At 64.8% G+C, this 25608-nt stretch carries 24 protein-coding genes; 6 read left to right on the plus strand and 18 right to left on the minus strand.

What is annotated here, in order from left to right; genetic code table 11:
- Positions 1-7: 7 nt before the first annotated feature.
- The 3 genes from D2V07_RS15290 (at position 8) to asd (ending at position 1924) form a co-directional block, all read left to right on the plus strand.
- Positions 8-724, plus strand: a complete 717-nt coding sequence (locus D2V07_RS15290) for a hypothetical protein (protein ID WP_119587794.1) — start codon at positions 8-10, stop codon at positions 722-724.
- A 76-nt stretch (positions 725-800) separates the two neighbouring features.
- The gene (locus D2V07_RS15295; protein ID WP_119587795.1) at positions 801-1064 is read left to right on the plus strand and encodes a DksA/TraR family C4-type zinc finger protein; all 264 of its coding nucleotides are present in this window, start codon (positions 801-803) and stop codon (positions 1062-1064) included.
- Positions 1064-1924 (plus strand): archaetidylserine decarboxylase, encoded by an 861-nt coding sequence (gene asd, locus D2V07_RS15300; protein ID WP_119587796.1) that lies wholly within the window; start codon positions 1064-1066, stop codon positions 1922-1924. Before D2V07_RS15295 ends, asd begins: the two co-directional genes overlap by 1 nt.
- A 34-nt stretch (positions 1925-1958) precedes the next feature.
- Here asd and ribA read toward each other — a convergent pair whose 3' ends face one another.
- The 8 genes from ribA to pabB form a co-directional block, all read right to left on the minus strand.
- Complete coding sequence (ribA, locus tag D2V07_RS15305) at positions 1959-2996, minus strand: GTP cyclohydrolase II (RefSeq protein WP_119587797.1); 1038 nt, start codon at positions 2994-2996, stop codon at positions 1959-1961.
- A 32-nt stretch (positions 2997-3028) separates the two neighbouring features.
- Positions 3029-3817, minus strand: a complete 789-nt coding sequence (gene xth / locus D2V07_RS15310; RefSeq protein ID WP_119587798.1) for an exodeoxyribonuclease III — start codon at positions 3815-3817, stop codon at positions 3029-3031.
- Between the two features lie 250 nt (positions 3818-4067).
- On the minus strand, positions 4068-4736 hold the full coding sequence (locus tag D2V07_RS15315) for a LolA family protein (protein WP_119587799.1): 669 nt from the start codon (positions 4734-4736) through the stop codon (positions 4068-4070).
- Between the two features lie 134 nt (positions 4737-4870).
- Positions 4871-5038: a 50S ribosomal protein L33 gene (gene rpmG, locus D2V07_RS15320; protein ID WP_047003840.1), complete on the minus strand. Its 168-nt coding sequence runs from the start codon at positions 5036-5038 to the stop codon at positions 4871-4873.
- A gap of 136 nt (positions 5039-5174) precedes the next feature.
- Positions 5175-5579, minus strand: coding sequence for an alternative ribosome rescue aminoacyl-tRNA hydrolase ArfB (gene arfB, locus D2V07_RS15325; RefSeq protein ID WP_119587800.1), 405 nt, complete (start codon positions 5577-5579; stop codon positions 5175-5177).
- A 6-nt stretch (positions 5580-5585) separates the two neighbouring features.
- Complete coding sequence (locus tag D2V07_RS15330; protein ID WP_119587801.1) at positions 5586-6245, minus strand: RluA family pseudouridine synthase; 660 nt, start codon at positions 6243-6245, stop codon at positions 5586-5588.
- Between the two features lie 111 nt (positions 6246-6356).
- Positions 6357-7475, minus strand: a complete 1119-nt coding sequence (locus D2V07_RS15335; RefSeq protein ID WP_119587897.1) for a pyridoxal phosphate-dependent aminotransferase — start codon at positions 7473-7475, stop codon at positions 6357-6359.
- 56 nt (positions 7476-7531) lie between these two features.
- On the minus strand, positions 7532-9328 hold the full coding sequence (gene pabB / locus D2V07_RS15340; RefSeq protein ID WP_119587802.1) for an aminodeoxychorismate synthase component I: 1797 nt from the start codon (positions 9326-9328) through the stop codon (positions 7532-7534).
- 59 nt (positions 9329-9387) lie between these two features.
- Between pabB and D2V07_RS15345 the strand changes: the two genes are divergently transcribed.
- Positions 9388-10923 carry a helicase HerA-like domain-containing protein gene (locus D2V07_RS15345; protein ID WP_199698812.1) on the plus strand — a complete coding sequence of 512 codons (1536 nt, stop codon included), beginning with the start codon at positions 9388-9390 and terminating at the stop codon, positions 10921-10923.
- Here the strand turns inward: D2V07_RS15345 and D2V07_RS15350 are convergent.
- The 4 genes from D2V07_RS15350 to D2V07_RS15365 all read right to left on the minus strand — a co-directional run bounded on the left by D2V07_RS15350 (position 10920) and on the right by D2V07_RS15365 (position 15659).
- The gene (locus D2V07_RS15350; protein ID WP_233548457.1) at positions 10920-12311 is read right to left on the minus strand and encodes a sensor histidine kinase; all 1392 of its coding nucleotides are present in this window, start codon (positions 12309-12311) and stop codon (positions 10920-10922) included. The two genes, D2V07_RS15345 and D2V07_RS15350, sit on opposite strands and share 4 nt — an antisense overlap.
- A gap of 19 nt (positions 12312-12330) precedes the next feature.
- Positions 12331-13071, minus strand: coding sequence for a response regulator (locus D2V07_RS15355; protein ID WP_119587803.1), 741 nt, complete (start codon positions 13069-13071; stop codon positions 12331-12333).
- The gene (locus tag D2V07_RS15360; protein WP_119587804.1) at positions 13068-13628 is read right to left on the minus strand and encodes an EF-hand domain-containing protein; all 561 of its coding nucleotides are present in this window, start codon (positions 13626-13628) and stop codon (positions 13068-13070) included. The genes D2V07_RS15355 and D2V07_RS15360 overlap by 4 nt, the downstream gene beginning before the upstream one ends.
- Positions 13629-13850: 222 nt before the next feature.
- On the minus strand, positions 13851-15659 hold the full coding sequence (locus D2V07_RS15365; protein ID WP_119587805.1) for an aminopeptidase P family protein: 1809 nt from the start codon (positions 15657-15659) through the stop codon (positions 13851-13853).
- Between the two features lie 208 nt (positions 15660-15867).
- Between D2V07_RS15365 and D2V07_RS15370 the strand changes: the two genes are divergently transcribed.
- Together D2V07_RS15370 and D2V07_RS15375 are read left to right on the plus strand one after the other, a co-directional pair.
- Positions 15868-17946 carry a S9 family peptidase gene (locus D2V07_RS15370; RefSeq protein ID WP_119587806.1) on the plus strand — a complete coding sequence of 693 codons (2079 nt, stop codon included), beginning with the start codon at positions 15868-15870 and terminating at the stop codon, positions 17944-17946.
- The gene (locus D2V07_RS15375) at positions 17943-18356 is read left to right on the plus strand and encodes an acyl-CoA thioesterase (protein WP_119587807.1); all 414 of its coding nucleotides are present in this window, start codon (positions 17943-17945) and stop codon (positions 18354-18356) included. Before D2V07_RS15370 ends, D2V07_RS15375 begins: the two co-directional genes overlap by 4 nt.
- Here D2V07_RS15375 and D2V07_RS15380 read toward each other — a convergent pair.
- From D2V07_RS15380 to D2V07_RS15405, 6 genes are all read right to left on the minus strand, one after another.
- Entirely contained in the window at positions 18353-20062 is a 1710-nt protein-coding gene (locus tag D2V07_RS15380) for a sensor domain-containing diguanylate cyclase (protein WP_119587808.1), read from the minus strand. The genes D2V07_RS15375 and D2V07_RS15380 overlap by 4 nt on opposite strands.
- A gap of 92 nt (positions 20063-20154) precedes the next feature.
- Entirely contained in the window at positions 20155-21270 is a 1116-nt protein-coding gene (gene ald / locus D2V07_RS15385) for an alanine dehydrogenase (RefSeq protein WP_119587809.1), read from the minus strand.
- Positions 21271-21388: 118 nt separating this feature from the next.
- Positions 21389-22828 carry an ATP-binding protein gene (locus tag D2V07_RS15390; protein ID WP_119587810.1) on the minus strand — a complete coding sequence of 480 codons (1440 nt, stop codon included), beginning with the start codon at positions 22826-22828 and terminating at the stop codon, positions 21389-21391.
- Between the two features lie 80 nt (positions 22829-22908).
- A complete protein-coding gene (locus D2V07_RS15395; protein ID WP_119587811.1) occupies positions 22909-23394 on the minus strand; it encodes an SRPBCC family protein in 486 nt (161 codons plus the stop codon).
- A gap of 113 nt (positions 23395-23507) precedes the next feature.
- Positions 23508-24278, minus strand: a complete 771-nt coding sequence (locus tag D2V07_RS15400) for a sugar-transfer associated ATP-grasp domain-containing protein (protein WP_233548458.1) — start codon at positions 24276-24278, stop codon at positions 23508-23510.
- On the minus strand, positions 24196-25599 hold the full coding sequence (locus D2V07_RS15405; RefSeq protein WP_158586859.1) for a 7TM domain-containing protein: 1404 nt from the start codon (positions 25597-25599) through the stop codon (positions 24196-24198). Before D2V07_RS15405 ends, D2V07_RS15400 begins: the two co-directional genes overlap by 83 nt.
- Positions 25600-25608: the final 9 nt, after the last annotated feature.

Here is a 25608-nt window from a genome sequence, read left to right on the forward strand (position 1 = left end):
ACGTATCATGAAGGTATCGATTCCCCTGCTTGCGACCATCGCCGCGTTCATAACCGGCGTGCCGGCCCAGGCGGACAGCTTTCTTCCACCCAGCGTGCAGGAAGCGAGCTCCGCCGACGGATCGATCGTCGTCACCGTCGTTCCAGCCATGCTTTCCTGCGCCGTGGGCGAAGCGGATTGCGAGCCCGCCGCCCGCGCTATCGTGGAGCATTTTCGCGGCGATTACCGCAGCAATTCGCGCACGGTTCGCTTGCTCAATCCCCAGGCACCCGCTCGCGTGCTGGTAACAGACGATGGCGAGCGGCTGCTGACGGTCGACGACTATGCCTCCTACGGGTTCGGTGAAAACGTTCTGGTGGTCTACGGCAGCAAAGGCGAAGTCATCGCTCGCCACGCGCTGAAGGATTTCCTGCCACAAGACTACATAAACGGCTTGCCGCGTACCGTTTCGACCTTGCGCTGGTGGGGCGCGGCGCCCCGCATCGAACCTGGTACTCACCGCGCGATAATATCCCTGCACCTGGTCGGACCGGACAGCGATATTCCGCGTGCGTTTCAAGGCCCCCATATCGCCCTGGCGCTGGATCTCGATACCGGAGAAATCGAAAGTCCTTCCGGCACACTTTGGGAAAACGCCCTGAATTGCGCGCGCGCGAACAGCTGGCTGGTGCCCGATGTCGCGGCCGAACGCCAACGCGAACGCTACCGCCAACTTTGTCGCTGAGCCATACGCGCGGCGGGCCTTTGGCGGGAACATACACCCCTGCTATGCCATTCTTTCCATAGGAAGGATTTGAACAATGGCAGGCGGATGGTCGCGCGATGGCGCGGTGCAGGACCAGATCGACGATACGGTGAGCGACGCAGTCGCCGCCGCACGTTCGCGTATACCCAAGGGGGAAAGCGCCGAATACTGCGACATCTGCGGCGAGGATATCCCGGAAAAACGGCGCCAGGCCGTGCCCGGTGTACGGACCTGCGTCGAATGCCAGTCGGGCAAGGATAGCGCGGTGCGTCATACGAGCATGAACCGGCGCGGCTCCAAGGATAGCCAGCTACGCTGATGGCCAGTCCTTTCATCTGGCTCCAGCACGCTCTGCCGCACCATGCCATCTCGCGCCTCGCCGGCAGGTTCGCCGGCAGCGAAACGCCGTGGCTGAAGGATCGCCTGATCCGCCGGTTCATCGACACCTACGATGTCGACATGAGCGAGGCAGCGCGCCCGGTGGAGGCCTATGCCAGCTTCAACGACTTCTTCACGCGCGAACTGAAACCCGGCGCGCGCCCCCTGGCAGATGCCCGTGAACACGTCCTGTCCCCCGCCGACGGCGCTATCAGCCAGATCGGCACTATCGAGGCAGGACGTATCTTCCAGGCCAAGGGCCGGGCGTTCACCGCCACGCAGCTTCTGGGCGGGGATCCGGCGATTGCCAAGCGGTTCGAGGGCGGCGCTTTCGCCACCATCTACCTCAGCCCGAAAGATTATCACCGCGTGCACATGCCTGCCGCGGGAGAGTTGCTGGGCACGGTTTACGTGCCGGGCGACCTGTTCAGCGTGAACCAGGTCACGGCCGAAAACGTGGACGACCTCTTCGCCCGTAACGAGCGGCTCGCCTGCATGTTCGACGGGCCGCACGGATGCTTTGCCAGCGTCATGGTCGGCGCGATGATCGTGGCCGGTGTCGAGACCGTCTGGGGCGGACGCGAGACAGCCCACGCGCCGCGCCCCCGGCACCGCACCTTCGCCGATGGGGAACACAATTTTGCGGCTGGCGACGAAATGGGCCGCTTCTTCCTCGGCTCGACCGTGGTCCTGTTGTTCGAACCCGGCCACGTTGACTGGCTGGAGGAATTCAAGGCCGGTGACGCAGTGCGCATGGGGCAGGCGCTGGGGCGGTGGGTTAATCCGGAAACCGGCGCCTAGCCGAGCAACTGACGGGGACCAGAGTGAACCCTGCTCACGTCAGCAGGTGCCCGGCCCGATCGCGCTTGGTGGCGAGGTAGCGGGTGTTGTGCGGGTTGGCGGGCAACTGGTGGGGCACGCGTTCAGTCACCTTGATCCCCGCATCCTCAAGCGCCACGACCTTCTCGAGATTGTTCGTCATCAGTCGCACCGCGTGAATCCCCAGCAGGTCCAGCATGCGGGCCGCCAGCGGGAAGTCGCGGGCTTCCTCGGGGAAGCCCAGGCGGCGGTTGGCTTCCAGCGTATCGAACCCGTCATCCTGCAAGCGATAGGCGCGCAGCTTGTTGACGAGGCCGATTCCCCGCCCCTCCTGTCGCAGGTAAAGCAGCACGCCCCACCCCCCCTCGCTCGCCGCGGCAGACATGGCAGCCAGCGCATGGTCGAGTTGCGGGCCGCAATCGCATTTCAGACTGCCGAAGATATCGCCCGTCAGGCATTCGGAATGCAGTCGGACGAGCGGGGTCGTGTCGGCCGATCGTGCGCCCAGCACCAGCGCTACGTGCTCGCGCATGTCGTCGGGCGCGCGGAAGACGACGATTTCCGCCTCTTCCTCGTGCGCGATGGGCAAGTGGGCGCGCGTGGCAATGGCAAGGTTGGCGGGTTCCGTCCACGCCGCAAGGTCCACGGATTTCAGCTCGACCGCCTCGCCCGCCGGGTCGGGGTCAACCAGGAATGCGGGCAGCACCCCTGCAATGCGCGCCAGTTCCAGCGCCACTTTCGCGGCGGTCACCCATTCCAGCGTCTCGGCCAGGAACGGCCCCTTCAGCGGATTGACCGGGTCGAGCGCGGGGTCCGCCACCGGCAGGGCGCTGTCGCGGTCGAGCAGGTCGGCAGCGCGCATCAGCACGGGGGAATGGCCGTCGGCAGCCGGGCGCTGGTTGGTGAGCTTCAGCGTCTCGGCGCGCGCAGCGGAAATCAGCATGCGGTCGGACTTCGCCGCGCGGCCGGGCGCGGTCTCTACCGGCAACAGCACCGGCGCATCCCCCAGCTTGATCGGCCAGCCATGGCGCAGCGCGTCTATCGCCTGTGCCACGCGCCGCTGCGGGGAACGGGTGGGCGATCCGCTCAGAGGTCGAACTCCGTCGTGAGGGGCACGTGATCGCTGGGTTTTTCCCAGTCGCGGGTATGCTCTGCGATCGTATGTCCACGGCTCTGCGCGGCAAGATCGGGCGATGCCCACATGTGATCGAGCCGCCGTCCGCGGTCCTTGCCCTGCCAGTAAGTGCGATAGGACCACCAGGAATAGTTGCGTTCGGGCGCGGGGATATGCTTGCGGCCAAGGTCGACCCATTCATGCGCGCCTTGCAGCAGGCCCAGCGTCTCCACTTCCAGCGGCGTGTGGCTGACGACTTTCAGCAGCGCCTTGTGATCGTACACATCGCATTCCAGCGGAGCGACGTTGAAATCGCCCACCAGCAGGGTGGGCCGGTCGATTGCCTCGGCCCAGTGCGTCATGCGCCCGAGGAAATCGAGCTTCTGGCCAAACTTGGCGTTCTTCTCGCGGTCGGGGATGTCGCCGCCGGCGGGGATGTAGACGTTTTCCAGCACCAGCCCGTCAAGCGAGGGAAACTCCACGCCAACATGGCGAGCCTCTCCGTTATCCTGCCAGTCGTGGCGGGAGAACTCCTGCATGGGGATGCGGCTGACCGTGGCGACGCCGTGATACCCTTTCTGCCCGTGCACAACGGCATGTTCGTAGCCGAGCTCGGCAAAGGCCTTGTACGGAAACTGCTGCTCCTGGCACTTGATTTCCTGCAGGCACAGAACGTCGGGCGCGTTCTCCTTCAGGAACTGCTCCACGATGGGCATGCGCAGGCGGACGGAGTTGATGTTCCAAGTGGTGATTGTGACCATCACTGCTGCCTAGTCGTGCACCGCAGATAAAAAAACCCCCGTCGCGGGGGCATGATGCGACGGGGGTTCGTTTTTCGAGCGTTCGTCACGCTTCGCAAGAAACGCGGCTTTTTACGAGGATCAGGGCAACAGGGGGGAAACCCGCCTCACCGCGTCTCTATGTCTTATGGATTAGGCGGAACTCCCTGTCGCAGCAATGAATGACGGATGTAGTTTGTCGCAAATTTACAACAATTCGCCTACAGGCCGGTTATCCCGGACGACGGGACGAGCGGCGCGGATCGCGGAAACGGAATTCGCTGTCGGATACGCTCATTCCGTAACGATGATTGCGCAGCCGCACGGTAGTGCGCTGGTTCTGCGAATCGAGGGCGACCCAGCTGTTCAGCTCCAGCCCGCCGGGTGCGGAGGCCTTTTCCGTGAAAATGAGGGTCATCGTGGGAAATTCCGGACGGTCGGGATCCGTGACCGCGATCGAGACGATGCCGTTGCGCGTTCCGGGCTGCACCCGGCCATAGCGGGTGATGTCGCGATTCGGGTTGAGCAGCGCACCGAGCGGCGAATCGCCGATGGGGTAGCGTTCCACCTGGCTGACTTCGTAATCGATGATCGACAGCGCCGTGCCGTTGGAAACAACCAGCATGTTCACGTCATCCGAATATTCAAAGCGGATCTTGCCGGGGTTTTTCAGCGTCAGCTCGCCGGAGACAACGTTGCCGAGGCGGTCCGTCTGGGTGAAGTCGGCGCGCATCGTGGAAATGCCGCGCAGCGCACGGGCGGCCCGCTGCAACTGGTCGGCCTGGGCCTGGGCAGCCACGGGAGCCGCCGCGACCGTAAGCGTGGCTGGAACGGCAAAAGCCATCGCGCCGAGGGCGGCGGCGATGGCGGGTGTGCGGATAAGGTTTTTCAAGGCGTTCATACTCTCACCATTAGGGAACCCGATGGGTACAGGTGAGGCATTGAACCGACAGTGAACCCCGCCGGTTCCCCCCATTCAGCAAAGGGGTTCAGCAAGGGGTCGGTAATACGGCGATCGAGCGTGCCGAAAGCGGCTTACTTGATCTTGCCTTCCTTGTACTCGACGTGCTTCTTCGCAATCGGGTCGTACTTGCGGAAGGTGAACTTTTCCGTGTGGTTACGCGGGTTCTTCTTGGTCACGTAGAAGTGGCCGGTGTCCGCGGTGGAGTTCAGGCGGATCTTGATGGTTGCGGGCTTCGCCATGGTCTTGCCTTCAAAAAGTCTGATAAGGGCGCGTGTGCCCTGAAAATAAATAGGGCGATGCCATCGGCACCGCCGTTCCGGCGCGCCCATTGCGAGAGAATCGGGGAAAAGTCAAGGCTGGCGAGCGATCCTGTCGCTACAGGTCGATCTTTCCGCGCAGCGCCTTTTTCTCGCCCTGCGCCTTCTTGTTGGCCAGCCGCTTCCTCTTGTTCAGCCGGTTCACGCGCGTTTTTGCCCGCTTCTTGGGCTCCTTGATCGCTTCCTCGATCATGGCGGCCATGCGCTCGCGCGCGTCGCGCCGATTCGCTTCCTGCGTGCGGTGGTTGCGGGCATCGATGATGATATCGCCCGCCTGGCTCAGCCGGTTGCCGGCAATGTCCTTCAGCCGGTGAAAGATTCGCGGAGGCAATCCCAGCGCGTAGATGTTCACCCGCAGCTGCACGGCCGTCGCCACCTTGTTAACGTTCTGCCCGCCGGGCCCGGACGCGGCGATGAAGCTCTCCTCCGCGATCTCGTGCGCCCGGTCGAGGATCCTGCCCATTGCCTGCTATTCCTGCGCGGCGCCCAGCTTCAGGAAATCGGCGGGCAGCGGAGCCTGCGCCACGATATCGGGCTTGCCCTCGCGCGGCATCACCAGTGCGCTGGCGTGCAGCATCGTGCGCGAGACGCGCGCATCCTTGTTGCCGTAGATCGGATCGCCCAGCAGCGACCGCTTGAAGGTGTGTTCGGCGTGGACGCGGATCTGGTGGGTGCGGCCCGTCTCCGGACGGAATTCCACCAGTGTCAGCCCGCCGTTCAGTTCCATGCGCTTTGTCCAATGGGTGACGGAGGGCTTGCCCTTCTTCGCCACGATCATCCGCCAGCCCTTCGCCTCGCTGCTGATCTTGGACAGGGCGAGTTCGATGGTGCCCTCGTCGTCCTCCACCGGTCCGGCGACGATGCCGAGATACGTCTTGGCGACGAGCTTTTCCTCGAAAGCCTTGTTGAAGCGCTTCAAAGCCTTGGGGTTGCGCGCCAGCAGCAGGCAGCCAGAGGTATCGGTATCCAGCCGGTGCACCGGAACGGGCGCGCGCTGGAAGCCCAGCTTCAGCTTTTCGAGGTGATCCTCGAGACTGGCACCGCCCTTGCGCGGTGTCTCGATGGGGAGGCCGGCGGGCTTGTCGATGACAAGCGCCTCGCCATCTTCGAAGAGAATGGGAATGTGCATTGCGTTTATACTATCCGTTTGCCCTCAGCCTGTCGAAGGGCTGCTTGCCCTTTTTCCGGTGCGGCGTTTCAAAGAAAAGCAGTCCTTCGACAAGCTCAGGACATTCGGACTTCAAGCGAGGGCCTTTTCGATCCTGTCGAGCGCTTCGTCCAACACAGTCTCGTCTGCGGCAAAACTGATGCGGAAGCCGTCGTGCCCGCCGAACGCGGATGCAGCAACCGTCGCCACGCCGTGGTCGAGCAGGTGGAGCGCCAGCTTGCCGTCGTCTCCGCCGAACCGCTCCAAGAGAGGGGCGGCATCGACGAGGCAGTAGAACGCGCCATCGGGCACGGGAGTGGAGAGGCCGGAAATGGCATTGATCCGCGCCACCACCATGTCCCGGCGGCGACGGAACGCCTTGCGCCACTCCTCGAGGAAATCCTGCGGCCCTTCGAGCGCGGCCACGGCGGCGGCCTGCGAGATGCTGGCGGGGTTGCCGCTGGAATTGCTTTGCAGCTTGCCCATCGCGGAAACCAGCCAGTCCGGCCCGGTGGCGAGGCCGATGCGAAAGCCCGTCATCGCGTGGCTTTTCGACACGCCGGAGACGGTGATGATGCGGTCCGCGAGGTCCGGGCAAAGCGCTGCTAGCGTGGCGTGCGGTTCTTCGCAGTAGCGCAGCGGCGCGTAGATATCGTCGCTCAGCACCAGCACCTGCGGGTGGCGGCGCAGCACGTCGCCGATGCCGCGCAGCATGTCTGCAGGAAACACCGCGCCAGTCGGATTGCCGGGCGAGTTCAATAGCAGCCAGTTCGTGCGCGGCGTTATGAGGGCCTCCAGCTCGCTGGGGCGGAAACGAAAGCCATTGGCGGCAGAGGTGCGCAAGGGCACCACGGTGCCGCCCGCAAAGCGCACCATCTGCGGATAGCTGACCCACCAGGGGCTGGGCACGATCACCTCATCACCGGCGCTGACGGTGGCGGCCAGCGCCTCGAAAATCGCCTGCTTGCCGCCTGCCGTCACGATCACGCTGGCCGGATCGGCCTCGATGCCGAGATCGCGCCGGAAATGCAGCGCGGCAGCCTCTTTCAGGCGCGCGGTGCCGGTGACGGGCGTGTAGCGCGTGTCGCCAGCATCCAGCGCGGCCTTGGCAGCGGCGATGACGTGCGGCGGGGTGTCGAAGTCCGGCTCTCCCACGCTGAGCGAAATGATGTCACGCCCTTCGGCGCGCAACTGGCTGGCGCGGTCGGTCATCGCCGTGGTGGGCGATGCCTCTATGCGTTGCAGCGCCTGGCTGAGATGGGCGGTGCTCACGCAAGATCCAGCGTGGCAGGAAGCAGGCCACGCAGGGCGTTGCCGATGAAGAAGCCGTTCTCCAGATCCTCTAGCGAAAGCGCCCCTTCGCGGGCCTTCCCGTCCTCTATCAGCGAGCGGCGAAGCACGCCCGGCAGCAGCCCCGCCGACACTGGCGGGGTCACGAGCGTGCCGTCGCGCTCGACAAACACGTTGGTCCAGCTGCCCTCCGTCACCATGCCGTCGCGCACCAGTATCGCTTCCAGAGCGTTCACGCTCCTCGCGGTGTCCCGTGCGGCTTCGTAGAAGCTGCGGTCGGTGCTCTTGTGAGAAAGACGCCAGTCGTGCGCCACGGTGGGATGGGGCAGGGCGATGCAGGGCACAGGGTCCGGCAATGCGCCGGGCAGGGGATGAGCTTCCAGCGTGACCGCGCCCGAGCGCGAGAGGACGAGCCGCAGCGTGGCCGCTTCTTCCAGTTCGAAGCACAGCGCCTGGATGCGATTGCGGGTCTCGTGCCGGTCGAAGGCAAAGCCCAGTTCTGCGGCGCTGGCCTTCATGCGTTCCAGGTGCATTTCGAGCAGCGGCGTTCCTGCCCTGGGGTCGAACCGCATGGTCTCGATCAGGTCGTGACCGCCCGCCGCGCCGCGGGCGAAAGCACCCTTCACCAGGCACTCGCGCCATTCCTCCATGCCATCGCTGTCGGCGACGATTGCGCCGCCAACGCCCAGCACGGCCTTGTGCCGCTGGTTCTCGCCCGGTGTCAGGCGGATGGTGCGGATGGCGACATTGAAAGCGGCATCGCCATTGGCGTCGATCCGCCCGATGGCCCCGCAATAGGGGCCGCGCGCGTCGCGCTCCACCTCGTCGATCAATTCCATTGCGCGGATCTTGGGGGCACCGGTGATGGAACCGCAGGGAAAGATCGCGTGCAGCACGTCCACCGCGCTCCTTCCCTCCTGCAGGGTGGCCAGCACCGTCGTGGTCATCGTGTGGAGGGTGGGATAGGTTTCGACCGCGAACGGATGCTCCACCTGCACGCTGCCCGCCTGCGCCACGCGCGACAGGTCGTTGCGCATCAGGTCCACGATCATCAGGTTCTCGGCCTTGTCCTTTGCCGATGCCGCCAACTCTTCTGCCATCGCGCGGTCCGCCGATGGATCGGCGGCACGGGGCCTTGTGCCTTTCATCGGCTTCACCTTGGCGCGGCCATTGCGCAGGGCAAAGAACAGTTCGGGGCTGAAAGAGAGCAGCCAGTCCGATCCGTCGAAGATCAGCCCGCCATAGCCCGCCGCGGCGGCAGGGCGGATTTTCGCGTAGAGCGTCAGCGGGTCGCCCTTGGCCGGGCCGGCCAGCGGGAAGGTGAGATTGGCCTGGTAGATGTCGCCTGCCGTGATCGCTTCCTGCAGGGCATCGAAGGCGTCGAGATAGCCGCCGGTGGATACCTGCGGGTCCAGCGGGCCGATGCTGGCCTCTCCCTGGCACCGGGCCGCAAGCCAGCCCTCGACCCCGGCTGCCGGGATGATTTCGGGATCGTCGAACAGGCCCAGCCACACCAGCGGTCCGGCAGCGCCGCTACGCGATCCGGCGAGCGGTGCCAGCCGCTCCTCCAGCGCCAGCCCTGCTTCGTAGGCGATATAGCCCGCAAGATGCTTGCCCGTTTCCCGCCGGGCGGCGTCCGCTTCTTCCAGCACGCGCACGACATCCTGCGCCCTGCGGGCAACGAACAGCTGCGCAGGGTCGGTGTAGCAATGTGCATCGCTGGCACCGGACGCGCGGGCATCGTCGAGCAGGACAAAGGGGGACTTGCCATCCATCAGCCCCGCTCTAGGGTTCCGGCTGGAATCGGGCAACAATCTATTGGGGGCAGGCCAAAGTGGCAGAAACCACCGACATCTTTCTCGGTAACGATCTGAATGGAAACAGGCAGGCGCTGGACCTGTCGCGGGCGAACCGCCACGGCCTGATCGCGGGCGCGACCGGCACCGGCAAAACGGTGACCCTGCAGGGTATGGCGGAAAGCTTCTCCGCCGCGGGGGTGCCGGTGTTCGTGGCCGACGTGAAAGGCGACCTGTCGGGCATCGCCATGCCCGGATCGCCCACCTTCAAGCATGCCGATAAGCTGGAAAGCCGGGCGAAGGAACTGGGCATGGATGACTATGCCTATTCCGATAACCCGGTGGTGTTCTGGGACCTTTACGGCAAGAACGGGCACCCGATCCGCACCACGGTATCGGAAATGGGGCCGCTGCTGCTCGCCCGCCTGCTCGACCTGAACGAAACGCAGGAAGGCGTGCTGCAGATCGTCTTCCGCTACGCCGACGAGAACAAGCTGCTGCTGCTGGATTTCGAGGACCTGCGCGCCATGCTCGCCTGGGCCTACGACAATTCCAAGGAACTGTCGGGCCAGTACGGCAATGTCTCGAAGCAATCGGTGGGGGCTATCCAGCGCCAGTTGCTCAGCTTCGAATCGCAAGGGGCGGATCACTTTTTCGGAGAGCCCGCGCTGGAGATCGACGATTTCCTGACCGTGGACGATCAGGGCCGCGGCGTGGTGAACGTGCTGGCCGCCGAAGAACTGATGCGCAGCCCCAAGCTCTACGCCACATTCCTGCTGTGGCTGCTGGCCGAACTGTTCGAGAGCCTTCCCGAAGTGGGCGACCCGGAGAAGCCCAAGCTGGTGTTCTTCTTCGACGAGGCGCACCTGCTGTTCGACGATGCGCCCGATGCCTTGCAGGACACCATCGAGCGGGTCGTCCGCCTGATCCGATCGAAGGGCGTGGGCGTCTACTTCGTGACGCAGAACCCCATCGACATTCCCGAGGAAGTAGCAGGCCAGCTGGGCAACCGCGTGCAGCATGCCCTGCGCGCCTTCACGCCGAAGGACCAGCGCGCCATCAAGGCGGCGGCCGAGACGTTCCGCATCAACCCCGATTTGGATGTGGCAGAAGCCATCACCGAATTGCGCGTTGGCGAGGCGCTGGTCTCCACGCTGGATGAGGAGGGCGCGCCCTCCATCGTGCAGCGCACCCTTATCAAGCCGCCGCGCAGCCGCCTGGGGCCGGTGAACGCAAAGGAACGCGCGATCATCCAGTCGGTCAGCCCACACGATGGCAAGTACGATGAGCGCGTCGACCGCGAAAGCGCCGAGGAAGTGCTGGCGCAGAAGACGCTGGATGCCGCAAAAACGGCAGAGGAAGTGGAAGAGAAGGGCGTGGAGGAGGTGCGCAAGCAACCGCGCAAGTCCACCTCCATGTGGGAAAAGGCGGGCAAGAGCGCGGTCAAGGCAGCGACGGGATCGCTCGCCTCGATTGCCGTGGCGACTGCCCTTGGCAAGAAATCCAGCGCGGACCCGGTGCGCACCGGCCTGAACGCCTTCGTACGCAACATCCTTGGCGGACTGATGCGCTAGAGCGGGAGCCGTATCTCGGCGACCAGTCCGGCGATACTGCCATCCGCGCCGATGCGGTTGGCAAGTGCCAGCGATCCGCCGTGCTGTTCGGCGATGGCGCGCGCCAGCGTCAGGCCCAGGCCCGCGCCGCCGGTCTCGCGGTTGCGCGAGCTTTCGCCGCGCGTGAACGGCTCCAGCATGGCAGCGATCTCCCCTTCGGGAATGCCCGGCCCGGTATCGGCGATGCGGATGATGGCGTGGGTCTCGTCCCTTCTCAGCCCGATGCGGGCCTGGCTGCCATACCGCAGCGCATTGCCGATAAGGTTGCGGATTGCCCGGCGCAGCCACGTGGCGCGAACCGGCAGGGCCACGCGCACCGTTTCGCCCAGGGCAACGTCCTCTCCCATGTCCTCGTACTCCTCCACCACAGAGGCGACGAGGGCGGAAATGTCGGTCCGCTCCAAGGGGTCGCTGGAGCGCCCGACCCGGGCGAGCGAAAGGATATCGTCCAGCGTATCGGTAATGTCCTCGATGGTGCGGGCCATCTTGGCGCGCTCGGTGTCGTCCTCGACGCTCTCGATCCGCACGCGCAGCGCGGCAAGCGGGGTCTTGAGGTCATGGCCGATTGCTCCCAGCATCACGTTTTTCTCGTCCAGCAGATTCGCGATGCGTGCCTCCATCGCGTTGTGTGCGGCGATCAGGCGGCGGGTGTCTTCCGGGCCGGAAAGTTTCATCGGTTCGCCCGTGTCGGCGATGCCGCCGAACCTTTCCACCCGGGCGGTGAGCGCGGCCAGCGGGCGCGAGATACGGCGCAACAGCAGCGCGAGGCCGCCCACCAGCACGGCGTAGAGGATCAGGGTCTGGAAAATCACGCCGCGAAAGGCCCTGACGCTGCGGGATCGCAGCGGTGCGCGGGCAACCATCCAGCGGTCGGCATTGGCGCGTTTCAATCCGGCCAGCACAACCATTCCGTCGCTGTCGAACGTTTCGCGATAGAGATCGGGCGCCTCGCGCATCCGCCGCATCAGGTACCTGTCGCGCGAGAACGGCCGGGAGAGCACCACGAGCTGCGCCACTTCCACGCCCTGCTCCTGCAAAACTTCGCGCAGCGCGGCCTCGCGCTCCGGATCGCGCATGTCTCCGCGCAGTTGCGGCGATTCCAGCACGCGTTCGAGACGCAGGCGCCGCCGCTCCGCCCGGCGACCGGAGCGGGGATTTTCGCCGCGCAGGTCGATCTGCGGATCGCGGACCAGCTGGAACGCCAGCTGGCTGATGAGGGTGCTCTCGATCCGGCGCTGTTCGGCGCGGTAGAGCAGGATGCCGGAAAGCAGCTGCGCCGCCAGCAGCGCCAGCGCCACGGAGAGCAGCATCTGCCCGTGCATGCTCTTGGGAAGGAAGCGACGGTTCACGATTACCCTCTGACGCCTGTCAGTTCACTTCGGGCGTAAAGCGTTTCACTTCCGCTGCCAGGATGTAACCGCCGCCCCACACCGTCTGGATCAGCTTGGGATCGCGGCTGTCGACCTCGATCTTGCGGCGCAGACGGCTGACCTGGTTGTCCACCGCCCGGTCGAACAGGTGCGCCTCGCGCCCCTGCACCATGTCGAGCAGCCGGTCGCGGTCCATCACCTGCTGCGGATGGTCGAGAAGGGCGACGAGCAGGCGGAATTCGGCAGATGAGATCGGAACCACGGTGCCTTCCGGATCGACGAGGCGGCGCTTCAGCGGATCGAGCTGCCAGCCATCGAATTCATAATGCGCCTCCGAAGCGGCGGCAGGGCCGGCCACGGCACCCTTTGCGGTGCGGCGCAGGACGGAACGGATGCGGGCGACGAGTTCGCGCGGCTCGAAGGGCTTAACCACGTAGTCGTCGGCACCGATTTCCAGACCCACGATCCGGTCCGTCGATTCGCCCTTTGCGGTGAGGAAAATCACCGGCAGGTTGCGGCTTTCGACAAGGTGGCGGCAAAGGGAGATCCCGTCCTCCCCCGGCATCATGATGTCGAGCAGGACGAGATCGGGCATGTCCTCGAGCAGCGCTGAGCGTGCCTTGGCCGCATCGGCTGCCTGCTGCACGACAAACCCCTGGCGCGACAAATAGTCGGCCAGGGGTTCGCGCAGGCTGGCTTCGTCATCGACCAGCAGCAGCCTTACCGGGCTTTCGCTCATCCGCGGTTCTGGCGGCGTTCGGCGCGGCGTTCGCGCATCTGCTGGCGGCGTTCCTCGGACGTGACGGTGCCGTCGTTGTTGGCATCGGCACGTTCGAAACGGTCAAGAGCGGCGCTGGTGAATTCGGCTTCGGTGATCGTGCCGTCATTGTCGGTGTCGGCGCGGTTCATCATCATGCCCCGCATCCCGCCGCCCCGGCGAGCCATGCGCTGGCCGCGATGGCCGTCGCGCTCGCCAGCCTGGGCCCGGCGCTCGGCACGCCGTTCCTGCATGGTATCGCGCGCGGCCTGGGTTTCGGCAAAGCTGAGCATGCCGTCGTTGTCGGTGTCCATCCGGTCGAAGCGGGCGCGTGCGCGCGCCTCACGATCGGCTTCGTCCAGCACGCCGTCGTCGTTGGCATCCATGCGAGCGAAATGCGCAGCGGCGCGGGCCTCGGCATCGGCGCGGGTCATTTCGGCTCCGCGTTGTGGAAGGTCCTGCGCCATGGAGGCGCCGCTCAGGGCCAAGGTCGCGCTGGACGCAGCGACTGTGGCGACAAATATCAGGGTCTCGTTCATGTCACTCTCCAGTTCGTTTCGGTAGAGCAACGGGCCGCCAGCCTGAGGGGGGAGGGAAGAGGTCAGGCAACCCGCTGCTCTGTGATACCGGTTATAGGCAACAGGTGTCGCACGATTTTGCCGGTTCGGGAGAGAATTGTCGCAATTTGTCGCACAATCGCCTGGCCGTTCATCGCGCCGTTATCTGCGCCCTGGCTGGCGAAAGTGGGTCAAGCGACCGCGTCAGAGCGGTTTGCACGCCTCCTCCAGCCATGCCAGTTCCTCGCCTTCCATCTGCGGGGCCAGCACATCGCGCACCTTGGCGTGATAGGTGTTCCACCAGTTCACCTCGGCCGGGCTGAGCAGGCTGCGATCCACCAGCGTGCGGTCGATGGGGGCAAAGGTGAGTGTCTCGAAGCCGAGCCAGGCGCCTTCGCCGCCGGGGATCTCGCGCTCTTCCACCAACACCAGGTTCTCGATGCGGATGCCGTATTCGTTCGCCTTGTAATAGCCCGGCTCGTTCGAGAGGATCATGCCTGCCATCAGCGGCTGGTCCGTGCCCGCCTGCGCGCCGCGCCCCTTGGCGATGCGTTGCGGACCCTCGTGCACGCCCAGAAACGCGCCCACGCCGTGGCCGGTGCCGTGGGCATAGTCGAGGCCCGCTCGCCACAGGAATTGCCGCGCCAGGGTGTCCAGCGCGGAGCCGGGCGTGCCGGGGGGGAAGGTCTGCGTATCGAGCGCGATGTGGCCCTTCAGCACGCGCGTAAAACGGTCGCACACTTCGGCGGGCGGAGCATCCGGGCCAACCCAGATGGTGCGCGTGATATCGGTAGTGCCGTCGGGATACTGGCCGCCGGAATCGACCAGATAGACGCTGTTCGGCTCCAGCTTGATGTTGCTCTCTTCATCCACGCGGTAATGCGGACTGGCTCCGTTCGGCCCCGCACCGCTGATCGTGTCGAACGACAGGTCGCGCAGCAGGTCGCTGTTCATCTTGCGCAGATCGTGCAGCTTGGCGGCGGCGGAAAGTTCATCAACCTTGCCCTGCGGCGCTTCGACGCTCAACCAGTGAAGGAACTGCGAAATGGCCACGCCATCGCGCGCCTGTGCATCGCGGTGGCCCTGTTGCTCGGCAGGCGTTTTGATCGCCTTGGGCAGCACGGTGGGATCGTCTTCGCTGACGATCTCGGCACCGACATCGTCCAGCCGCTGGAAAATCGCCGCGACCGAACGCTGCGGATCGGCGGCGACGCGCTTACCTGCCATTTCGGCAAAGGCGTCGGAGAACTCGTCGCGCGGACGGATACGCACGGCATTGCCCAGCGCCTTCGCCACATCCGCAGGCACCTTGTCGGGCGCGATGAACCAGTCTGCGGTCCCGTCCGCCTGCACGAAGAGATAAGAGAGCGCAACGGGCGTGTGATCGACGTCGGCACCGCGAATGTTCAGCGTCCAGGCGACCGAATCGAGCGCACTGATGACCACCGCGTCGAGCTTTTCTGTCTTCAGCCACTCGGCAATTTCGCCGCGCTTTTCAGCGCTGGAACGGCCCGCCAGCTTGTCGTCCTGCACGTAGGCAGGCGCGGGGGAGGGTTCGGGCTGGTCGTCCCAGACGGCATCCAGCGGATTGGAGTCGACGGGCACCAGCTCGGCACCCACGGCTGCCAGCTTTTTCTCCACCGCCTGCGCCCATCCGCGCGTGTGCAGCCAAGGGTCGTAGGCGATGCGCGTGCCTTCACTGGCATTTTCGGCCAGCCAGTCGGCCATCGAATCGTCCGGCACGGACTTGTATTCGTAAAGCTGCCCGCTCACCTGCTGGCGCACCTGCAGGGTGTAGCGCCCATCGACGAACATCGCGGCTTTGTTCTTCAGGATCGCGGCGCTGCCGGCAGAACCACCAAAACCCGTCAGCCAGGCGAGGCGCTGGGCATAGGCACCCACGTATTCGCTCAAATGCTCGTCACTGATCGGCACCACGAAGCCATCAAGGTCGCGGCGGTCCAGTTCCTTGCGCAGGGCATCAAGGCGGGCTTCGTGGGTTTGCATCAGCATTGGGTCGTCTTCCGGTTTCAGAGGAAACATGTTCGCGTTATGCATCCGACATAGGCCTTTGCCCGGCGTGTTTCCACCCGCAGCATGGTTCCAGTCTTGCGGAGGCCCTCGCCCGCGGCTGTCGATCCGCAACATGGCCCTTGCCGCATTCGCAGCCCTTGCTACGGCCACAGCTGCAATCGCCCCAACCTGATCTCGGGACAATGAATTGAACTACGACACCAGCATCCAGCCGCCCCGTGCCGAGCAGCGCGAACACAGTTACACCCGTCACGGTACCACCGTGTCCGACCCATGGGCGTGGCTGCGCGACCAGAGCTATCCCACCATCGATGACGAGGACGTGCTGGAATACGTCCGTGCCGAGAACGCCTATTTCGAGGCGCAGATGGCGGGCAATCGCGGGCTGGTGGAGGAATTGTTCACCGAGATGCGCGCCCGCATCAAGGAAGCCGATTCCAGCGTTCCGCAGCGCGATGGCGATTACGAGTATTGGTCGGAGTTCGAGGAAGGCGCGCAGTATCGCAAGTACTACCGCCGTCCCGTGGCGGGCGGCGCGACCCAGCTCATCCTGGACGTGCCGGCCTTGGCCGAGAGCCACGAATACTTCAGCCTCGGCGCGTTTTCGGTAAGCGAGGACGGGCGCTATCTCGCCTATTCTACCGACACCAGCGGCGGCGAATTCTACACCGGGTTCATCAAGAACCTGCACACCGGCGACGTGCTGGAAGACCGCATCGAGAACGTGAACTCCGGCCTGATCTGGGCAGCGAACGATACCGTGCTGGTCTATGGCCGGGCGAACGAGAACTGGCGCGTGGACCGTGTGCTTGCCCACACCATCGGCCAGCCCGCCGTCAGCGACGTGGAGATATTCCACGAGGCGACGCTGGGCTACACCGCGTCGCCATCTGTCAGCGCCAACCGTCAATGGCTGGTGATTGCCACAGGCGACAACGAGACGAGCGAGGTGATGTTCACCTCTATCGACGATCCCACCGGGAAACTGACCATCATCAGGCCGCGCCAGGTCGGCGTTGAATACGCCGCCGACTTCCGTGACGATACGATCTACATCTGGGCGAACGACGAGCATGTGAACTTCCGCCTCGCCACCGCGCCGGTAAGCGCGCCCGGAGAGTGGACGACGCTGATCGAGGGTTCGGACGAATTCTACCTGACAGGCTTCGACCTGTTCAAGGATTTCTACGTGACCGAGGGGCGTCTGAACGGCCTCGATCAGGTGCAGATCCGTTACTACGACGACCCTGCGCGGGTGCAGTCCATCGATTTCCCCGAAGCCGCTTACGACGCCGGTACTGGCAACAATCCGGAATGGGACCAGGACCGCATCCGCCTGTCGTACCAGAGCCCGATCACGCCCGACACCGTCTACGACTATCACGTCGCCTCGGGTGAACTCGAGGTGCTGAAGGTCCAGGAAATTCCCAGCGGTTTCGACCCCTCGCTCTATGCAGTCGACCGGGTGGAGGTGCGCGCCCGTGACGGGGCGATGGTGCCGGTCTCCATCGTCTATCGCAAGGATCGCGACGCGATGAACGGCGGGGCTGGTGGGCCGCTGCACCTCTATGCCTACGGCGCCTATGGGTTTGCCGTGCCGCCGGGCTTCTCCACCTCGCGGTTCAGCATGGTGGACAGGGGCATGGCCTATGCCATCGCCCACATCCGCGGCGGGGACGATCTGGGGCGCAACTGGTACTTGCAGGGCAAGATGGAAGCGCGCACCAACAGCTTCAACGATTTCGTGGACGTGGCGCGCGGGCTGGTGGACATGGGCTACACCGCCGAAGGCCGCATCTCGGCGAGCGGCGGGTCTGCCGGAGGCGAACTGATGGGTGCGGTGGTGAACCAGGCGCCCGAACTGTTCGGCGCGGTGGTGGCGCACGTTCCCTTCGTGGACGTGCTCAACACCATGCTCGACGACACCTTGCCGCTGACGCCGGGCGAATGGCCGGAATGGGGCAACCCCATCGAAAGCGAGGCCGCCTTCACCAATATCCTGAGCTATTCTCCCTACGACCAGGTTGTGCGGCAGGCCTATCCGCCGATGCTGGTGACCGCAGGCCTGAACGATCCGCGCGTCACCTACTGGGAGCCCGCCAAGTGGGTGGCCAAGCTGCGCGAGTACAAGACCGACGACAATATCCTGCTGCTCAAGACCAACATGGGCGCTGGCCACGGCGGCAAGTCGGGTCGCTGGGAAGGCCTGCGCGAAACGGCGGAGGAGGTGGCCTTCATCCTGTGGCAGCTCGGCGTTGCGAAATGAGCGACCGTTTCTCCCTCACCTTCACCGCGCGGCCGGAGCACATCGATGCCAACGGCCACGTCAACAACACCGTCTGGGTGCGCTGGATGGAAGAGCTGGCCGTGGCCCACTGGGATGCCCACGCCGCGCCCGAACACCGGGAGGCCTACGTCTGGGTGGTGACCCGGCACGAGATCGACTATCGCGGCAACGTGACCGAGGGCGCCGAGGTGACCGGCGAGACCATCATCAAGGATGGCCCGCGCGGCGCGCGGTTCGACCGGCATTACGAGTTTCGCGATGCGCAGGGCAAGGCGCTGGTGCGCGCTAAATCGACCTGGGCCATGGTGGACAAGGCCAGCGGCCGCTTGCTGCGCGTGCCTGCCGAGGTTGCCGCGCCTTTCCTGCCGCGTTCCGATCGGACAGACTAAGCCGCGACGCGGCGCTCTACCGTTCGGCGCGGACGGAAGACCTTCAGCCTTTCCGACATCGTCCGGTCGCGTCCGCAGGCCTTTGCCTCGTACAGCAGCCGGTCGGCGCGCAGGTAAAGCGCATCGAAGCTGCTATCGGCCAGGGCATCGTGCGGCACCTCCACTACGCCCATGCTGGCGGTCACGACTTCGGGCACCAAACCTGACCGGGCCACTTCCTCGGTAATGGCGAGGCGGCGTTCCTCCGCCCGTTCGATCGCGCCCATGCCGCGCAGCAGCAGCACGAATTCCTCACCGCCCATGCGGAACGCCAACGAGTTGATATCGTCGCGGCGCAGGGCATTGGCCACGCTTTTCAGCACCGCGTCTCCGGTCGCATGGCCGTGCAGGTCGTTCACGCTCTTGAACTTGTCGACGTCGATCACGGCCATGGCCGTGAATCCCTCGGCGCGCAGGACGGGGAACCGGGCTTCCAGCGCCCGGCGGTTGAGCAGGCCGGTAAGGGCGTCGCGCTCGCTCAATTCCTCAAGTGTGCGCGCCTCGGTCAGCGCGCGGTCGCGTTCGCGGCGCACGGCGAGGAAACGGTCGGCCACGCCAAGGCCGACGATCACCACTTCCAGCGCCAGCGCGAAGAACATCGAGAGGTCTATCGAATCGCTACCGACGTAGACGCCCAGCCCCTTGAGCAGGCGGTCGACGGCGGTGGCCATCACCAGCAGCCATGCGGCGGCCAGGAAGCGCGCGGCGCGGCTGCCGCGCATCAGTGCGGTGACGATGGCGCAGATCAGCCCGGGGATCACGGGCAGGAAGGCATAGAAGTACAGCTGGTTGTCGAAGCTCTGCGTCCACGGCAGCTGCAGGGCGGCAAAGCCGGGCACCAGCATCGACCAGAACGACAGCGCCGTAAGCGCGCGGCGTTCCCACTGGCGCAGCATGTCGCGTTCCACGAAGCTGGCGATGAACAGACCGCCAAAACCCACGCCAACCGCCCACACCAGCGGCGCGGCAATGGCCAGCAAGCTGATGGGCAGGGTGAAGAAAGACGAGACCACTCCGCCCGCGGTACCGATATAGACGATCATCGAGATGGTCATGCAGGCGTGAAACAGCACGAACCGTTCGCGCAACACCACGAAGAACATTCCATCGAACAGCAGGGGCATTACCAGCATGCCGGTGAGCATGGCGAGGAACATCGTCGCGAACAGGGCGCCGGTCTGGTTCTGTGGCCGGGTGACGAGCCGCGCTTCGGAGCCGATCGTGACGCTGTGCGGCGCGACTATGCGGACCAGGATGGCCCGCGTATCGTCCTCTATCTCCGGCAGGTCCACGGTAAAGGTCGGCCCCGCCGCCACGGGTGTTGCCTGCCCGGCGGAATATCTTTCCACCTGCATGCTGCCGTCCGCCGCCAGCGCGGCGATGGCGATGCTGTCAAAAACCGTGATCCGGCTGGAAAACTCTTTGGGCGGATCGTTCCGGTCCCAGGTGTCGAACCGCAGCCACGTTACCTTGCGCCCGTCCTGCAAGCCGCTCTTGCCGCAGGTCCACTCAAGCTGCCCGATAGCCGCGGAAAGGGGGAGCCTCTCGTCGCTGTAGGCGCGACAGGGCGCGACCGACGTGGTTTGCGCCTCCGCCCTTTCGGATGCCAGCACGATGCCAAGGCACGCCAGCAGGGCAAGCAGCATAGTGGTGGCGGCGCGCGTCATGCACCCCGTTTAAGGCCAGCGCCTGTAGATAGGGTAAATGACGGAGCAACATTACTTCCGAATTTTGCCTGTCAGCAACAGGGCTGCGGCATTCAGGCTATCGCCTCTTCGATAGGCAAAAGGTCGTAACCCAGTTCGCTGGCGACGGCAGGATATGTGACGCGGCCTGCGTGCACGTTCAGCCCCTGCGCCAGGTGCCGATCGCGGCGCATGGCCTCTTTCCAGCCCAGGTTGGCGATGCGGATGGCATGCGGCAGGGTGACGTTGTTCAGCGCATAGGTGCTGGTGCGGCTGACCGCACCGGGCATGTTGGCGACGCAATAGTGCACGATGTCGTCCACCACGTAGGTGGGATTGTCGTGAGTCGTGGGCTTGCTCGTTTCGAAACAACCACCCTGGTCGATGGCGACATCGACCAGCACGGCGCCCGGCTTCATGGTCTTCAGCATTGCGCGGCTGACCAGCTTGGGTGCTGCGGCACCGGGTACCAGCACGGCGCCCACCACCATGTCTGCCTGCGCCACGGCCTGTTCGAGATTGGCCTTGCTGGCAAAGCGGGTGCTGGCGCGCGATTCGAAATGCGTGCCGACCTTTTCCAGCACTTCCGGGTCCAGATCCATGATCATCGTGCTTGCACCCAGCCCGGCAGACATCTGCGCGGCGTTGAAGCCTACCACGCCGCCGCCGATGATAACCACCTTGCCCGGCAGTACGCCGGGAACGCCGCCCAGCAGTACGCCGCGTCCGCCGTGAACCTTCTCCAGCGCATTGGCACCCGCCTGGATGCTCATGCGCCCGGCCACCTGGCTCATCGGCTTCAGGAGCGGCAGGCCGCCGCGCGGTCCGGTAACGGTTTCGTAGGCGATCGCGGTGCAGCCGGACTTCACCAGCCCCTCGGTCTGCGCGGCATCGGGGGCGAGGTGGAGATAGGTGTAGAGAATCTGGCCCTCGCGCAGCCGCGCAATTTCCTCGGGCTGGGGTTCCTTTACCTTCACGATCATCTCGCACTCGGCGAAAATGTCCTCGACCTTGTCGATCACCTTCGCGCCGCTGGCGACATACTGTGCGTCGTAGGCGCCGATGCCTGCGCCAGCGCCGGTTTCCACCCACACCTCGTGACCGTTGGCGATCAGTTCCTTGGCGCTTTCCGGCGTCAGGCCGACGCGGTATTCGCGGTTCTTGATCTCGCGGGGGCAGCCGATGCGCATGGGAATGGACTCCAGTCAATTTCGGGATAAGTCGGGCTGGTGCCCGATTGTTCCGAAGGCCGTTACAGATGTAACCGCTTTGCTGCAATTCAAAACACGACCGGCGCGGGTGCGCCCTTCAGGCCAGCACATCCTCGATACCCGGCACGGTGATCGTGCGATCGCCGCCGAAATCCTCGTGGACCGAGATCAGGCCCGTCTTCTCCAGGTGCTCTAGCAGGCGGCGGATGCGCCCGGGGGATGCGGTACCGTAGACACGCGCTAGGTGATCCTCGTCCGGGGTGCCACTGCCGCGCGCGGCGGAAACCACGATGGCGAGATAAGGCGCAAGCACGTCGTCCGCGACGCCTTGCGCCATCTCCTCAACCCGTTCGCGCTGGCTTCCTTCCAGCAGGCCGACCCCGGCGCTGGCAAAGGCGAACAGGCGGCGGAAGGTGGGCATGTCGATATGCGCGCTGGCCACGCCCTGCTGGCGGCAGCGGGTTGCAAAGTCGCGAAACAGCGTGCTGGCCGGGCGGAAGGTCGAGCCGTCCTCTGCCGCCATTTCGGCCAGAACGGAATCGACATCACCGGTCGCCACTTCGCGGGACAGGCTTTCCTGTGGCTCTGCGCGAGCAGCCATGCTTTCGGCCAGAGCTTCCACTGGTGGGGGAGCGGGCGGCGGGGGAGGGGGCGGCTGGTGAACTTTCTCCGCGGCTTCCTCCGCGAGGTCTGCATGGAGCAGTTCGCCCATCGCGGCAGCGTCGGCCTGCGGCAGCGGGGTGAGCGCGGCGGCGGCGTTCTTGCCGCCGGTCTTCACCTCCCCGATGTGGACCGCCACCGGGCGGCGGCTCACCGCCGGGCCAAGGCCAAGGAAATGCCCGCGCTGCAGGTCGCGGATACGCTCCGCCTGCTTGCGGTCCATGCCCAGAAGGTCCGCCGCGCGCTGCATGTCGATATCGAGGAAGGTGCGGCCCATCAGGAAGTTGCTGGCTTCCGCTGCCACATTCTTTGCAAGTTTCGCCAGGCGCTGGGTCGCCACGATGCCCGCAAGGCCACGCTTGCGGCCCCGGCACATCAGGTTGGTCATGGCAGACAGCGTCATGCGGCGGGTATCCTCGGCCATTTCCCCGGCGGCAGACGGCGCGAACATCTGCGCCTCGTCCACCACTACCAGCGCAGGATACCAGTGCTCTCGCGGGGCATCGAACAGCGCGGTCAGGAACTGCGCGGCGCAGCGGATCTGCTGTTCCACTTCGAGGTCTTCCAGCGCCAGGACGACCGATGCGCGGTGTTGCCGGATGCGACCAGCCAGGGCCTCTATCTCGCGCGGGGAATAGCTCGCGCCTTCCACCACAACGTGATCGAAATGGTCGGCAAGGCTGACGAAATCGCCCTCGGGGTCGATGATGACCTGCTGCACCAAGCCGGCGCTTTGTTCCAGCAGGCGGCGCAGCAGGTGCGACTTGCCGCTGCCCGAGTTGCCCTGCACCAGCAGGCGCGTGGCGAGCAGTTCCTCCACATCCACCAGCACCGGCGTGCCGTGGGCGTCCGTTCCGATTTCGATGTCCGCTTTCACGCCGGCAAGGGTAGGGATGGCAAGCGATTCGGCCTAGGGACGCAAAGGCATTTATCCCGCGATTGTTCGCATCGGGCGCATCACGCGACCTGCCTTGCCTCGATCTCGCGGATGGTATCCGCTCCCTGTTCCGCATGGATCTTCAGCTTGTTGATCGAATTGTTGCAGGCGACGGCGATCCTGGTGATTTCCTCCTGGTAATGCTTCAGCTTCATCGGATGGAAATGGGCAAGGGTCGTCGCCGTGACCTTGCACCTGTCGGGTCCCAGCGACTCGATGCGATAGCTTTCGACGGTCTTCATCAACCTCGCGCCCAGTTCCGTTGGCAGCGGAGATTCGAAGCTGTAGGAACGGTTCGGCACGGCCTCCAACTCGCGAACGGTGAAGGTCAGGTCGGGAAGCATATCCACCACCATTTCGTAAGTCGCATCGCCCGTTCGCGTGATGACGCCCACTTCAGCCTTGTGATGGCGCGAATCGGCGAAGTTCACCATCGCGTAGACATCTTGGGCGGAGCGTTCGATTTCCGCATCCATCTCGATCTCTACCGGATCTTCCGGTGCCATTTTCGGTTTGAACAATCCAAGCATCGGTGCAGCCCCCTATGTGGTATCCGGCAGGATGCGCCGGTTCGGTTGCCGTTACGCTACGTGCGTTGGTTAACGGTCGGGTGGCAAGATCAGCAGTCCTCGCCCGCCATGATCAGCCTGCCGCGCAGGCCCTGCAGTGTGGTGTTCTGGATCTCGATGCCGGGGTGGGCATTCACCTCGATCACCATCGGGCCCTCGTACACATCGTGCACGATATCGACGCCGCAATAGCCAAGACCCACCGCCGGGCCGCTGTGGGCGGCGATGTCGAGCACTTCCTTCCAGTGCGGCACTTTGAAGCCGATCAGTTTTTGGCCGGTATCGGGGTGATGGGTGATGACTTTCTTGCCCTGCTTGGCACGGAAGATAACGCCCGTTTCCAGGTTCACACCGGCCCCGATGCCGCCCTGGTGCAGGTTGGCCTTGCCGTCCGACTGGTTGGTGGGAAAGCGAGCCATCGCCATCAGCGGGATCGTGCCCCGGCAGATCACCCGTACATCCGGCAGACCGTCGTCCACCAGGAAGGCGAAGGCGGGGTCTGCGATGATCAGCGGTTCTATCAGTGCGGCATCGTCGGATGCGGCATCGCCCGAGAACTGTCCGTCGACGATTCGGCGCACGTGGTTTTGCACATCGTCGGGCGTGATCGGCTTGCCCGAGCCTTTCAGCCAGTTGCGCCCTTCCTTGCGCACCGCCAGCAGGATGCCGTCGCCCTGGGATCCGCGCGCCGGTTTTATCGCCCAGGCATCGGGCAGGATCTTCTCGGGGTCGAAGCTGCTAAGCTGACCATAGCCGGAGACCACGGCTATGGTTCCGGAGGTTTTCACGCCGTGCTCCACCAACGCCACCTTGGCCGCCACCTTGTCGCGCGCCCGTTCGATCGCGTGGCGCGGGTTGTACTTGGCGATGATTGCGTTGCGCAGGTTGATGCCCAATATTTCGTCCACCACGATTTCGTCCACCACCGGGATGGAGGAATCCAAGGAGGGCGGGTTCGACGATTCGTTCGAGGCTATTCCGCCAGCCGAACAGTGCGGCAAGGCTGCCATCCTCTCGCTGGGCAGATGGCGCGGGCGGCGTGTCAGCAGGGTCATCGGGTTGAACATGGGTCTGTCCTGGCTGGGTGGCATGGATTTCGGCGCGGATGCGATCCCAGTCGACCGCTGTCAGGCGACCGGGCGTAGAGCGTGCAGGTTCGGGGCCGCTCTGGTCGGCGTTCGCGCCGTCGGTAGCGGTGAGGGGTATTGCGAAGGGTGAAATCGCGGGGGCAGGCACCGCGTCGTCATCGACCCTTGTCGCTTCGGAGGGTGCAGTTCCGTCTGTCTCCTCCGCGTCCTGCCGGTCGATCTCGGCGCGGGCGGCCAGCATTTCTCCGATTTCCTCGATCTCGTGGGCGGAGGGTTCCTTGCCCATGCGCAGCATCCAGCTCTCGTACCAGATCGGGAAGAAACGACCGATCTCGGTCATGCGCAGGCCCCGGTAGCGGCCAAGGATGGTAATCGCGACGGCGGCAAAGCCGGGCAGTAGCAGCGGCGAGACCTCGATCAGGCGCAGCGCCAGTTCGCTAACCATCACGAACTGGATGACCAGCGCCAGCATCATGGTGTTGAAGGCGATATGCGCGGCCTCGAAATAGCCGTCCTTTTCCCACTGGCGCCACCAGCGCTCCACCACCAGCGCGGTGACAACCACGGGCATGGCGTCGACCTGCAGGTTGGTATCGAGAATACCCTGAAGAGCGGCGAGCACGAACACCACCAGCGAAATCAGCACGCCTAAAAAGCCCACGCGGGTCATCCGCAGCTTCAGCAGCGACGGGGCTACGACCATGCCGATGGCAACTGCTGTGCACAGCACGATGGGACCGAACACCGGACCGATCTGCAGGAAGGCGAGCGCAATGAGCATCGGTGTGAACAGGCCGAATGCCTTCATCCCGATGAAACTGCGCGCCAATACCACCAGGAAACTGCCGATGGGCAGTACCATCAGCAGGTTCGAAGGCTTCAGGCCCCAGATTGCCTGGGATACGGCAATGCCGCCTAGCGCCGATGGCATGGAGAGCGGATTGCGGGTGTTGCTGATGCCCCACAGCGCCAGCGCGCCCAGCACCGCGAACACCGCCATGCCGATATAGGCCGGGCGACGCACCTGCGGCGTGGCGCGTTCCCACGCCCGCATGAGGAAATC

The sequence above is a fragment of the Aurantiacibacter zhengii genome (assembly GCF_003584125.1).
In the GTDB taxonomy this organism is placed as follows: Bacteria; Pseudomonadota; Alphaproteobacteria; order Sphingomonadales; family Sphingomonadaceae; genus Alteraurantiacibacter; species Alteraurantiacibacter zhengii.

Coding starts and splice junctions, on each gene's coding strand:
- D2V07_RS15360 (WP_119587804.1), bottom strand. CDS start 13,628: ATGAACGAGACCCTGATATTTGTCGCCACAGTCGCTGCGTCCAGCGCG.
- D2V07_RS15335 (WP_119587897.1), bottom strand. CDS start 7,475: ATGACCGACCGCGCCAGCCAGTTGCGCGCCGAAGGGCGTGACATCATT.
- D2V07_RS15365 (WP_119587805.1), bottom strand. CDS start 15,659: ATGCTGATGCAAACCCACGAAGCCCGCCTTGATGCCCTGCGCAAGGAA.
- D2V07_RS15405 (WP_158586859.1), bottom strand. CDS start 25,599: ATGCGGGCGTGGGAACGCGCCACGCCGCAGGTGCGTCGCCCGGCCTAT.
- D2V07_RS15355 (WP_119587803.1), bottom strand. CDS start 13,071: ATGAGCGAAAGCCCGGTAAGGCTGCTGCTGGTCGATGACGAAGCCAGC.
- D2V07_RS15395 (WP_119587811.1), bottom strand. CDS start 23,394: ATGGCACCGGAAGATCCGGTAGAGATCGAGATGGATGCGGAAATCGAA.
- asd (WP_119587796.1), top strand. CDS start 1,064: ATGGCCAGTCCTTTCATCTGGCTCCAGCACGCTCTGCCGCACCATGCC.
- D2V07_RS15315 (WP_119587799.1), bottom strand. CDS start 4,736: ATGAACGCCTTGAAAAACCTTATCCGCACACCCGCCATCGCCGCCGCC.
- xth (WP_119587798.1), bottom strand. CDS start 3,817: ATGGTCACAATCACCACTTGGAACATCAACTCCGTCCGCCTGCGCATG.
- D2V07_RS15330 (WP_119587801.1), bottom strand. CDS start 6,245: ATGCACATTCCCATTCTCTTCGAAGATGGCGAGGCGCTTGTCATCGAC.
- arfB (WP_119587800.1), bottom strand. CDS start 5,579: ATGGGCAGGATCCTCGACCGGGCGCACGAGATCGCGGAGGAGAGCTTC.
- D2V07_RS15290 (WP_119587794.1), top strand. CDS start 8: ATGAAGGTATCGATTCCCCTGCTTGCGACCATCGCCGCGTTCATAACC.
- rpmG (WP_047003840.1), bottom strand. CDS start 5,038: ATGGCGAAGCCCGCAACCATCAAGATCCGCCTGAACTCCACCGCGGAC.
- D2V07_RS15295 (WP_119587795.1), top strand. CDS start 801: ATGGCAGGCGGATGGTCGCGCGATGGCGCGGTGCAGGACCAGATCGAC.
- D2V07_RS15380 (WP_119587808.1), bottom strand. CDS start 20,062: ATGACGCGCGCCGCCACCACTATGCTGCTTGCCCTGCTGGCGTGCCTT.
- ald (WP_119587809.1), bottom strand. CDS start 21,270: ATGCGCATCGGCTGCCCCCGCGAGATCAAGAACCGCGAATACCGCGTC.
- D2V07_RS15375 (WP_119587807.1), top strand. CDS start 17,943: ATGAGCGACCGTTTCTCCCTCACCTTCACCGCGCGGCCGGAGCACATC.
- pabB (WP_119587802.1), bottom strand. CDS start 9,328: ATGGATGGCAAGTCCCCCTTTGTCCTGCTCGACGATGCCCGCGCGTCC.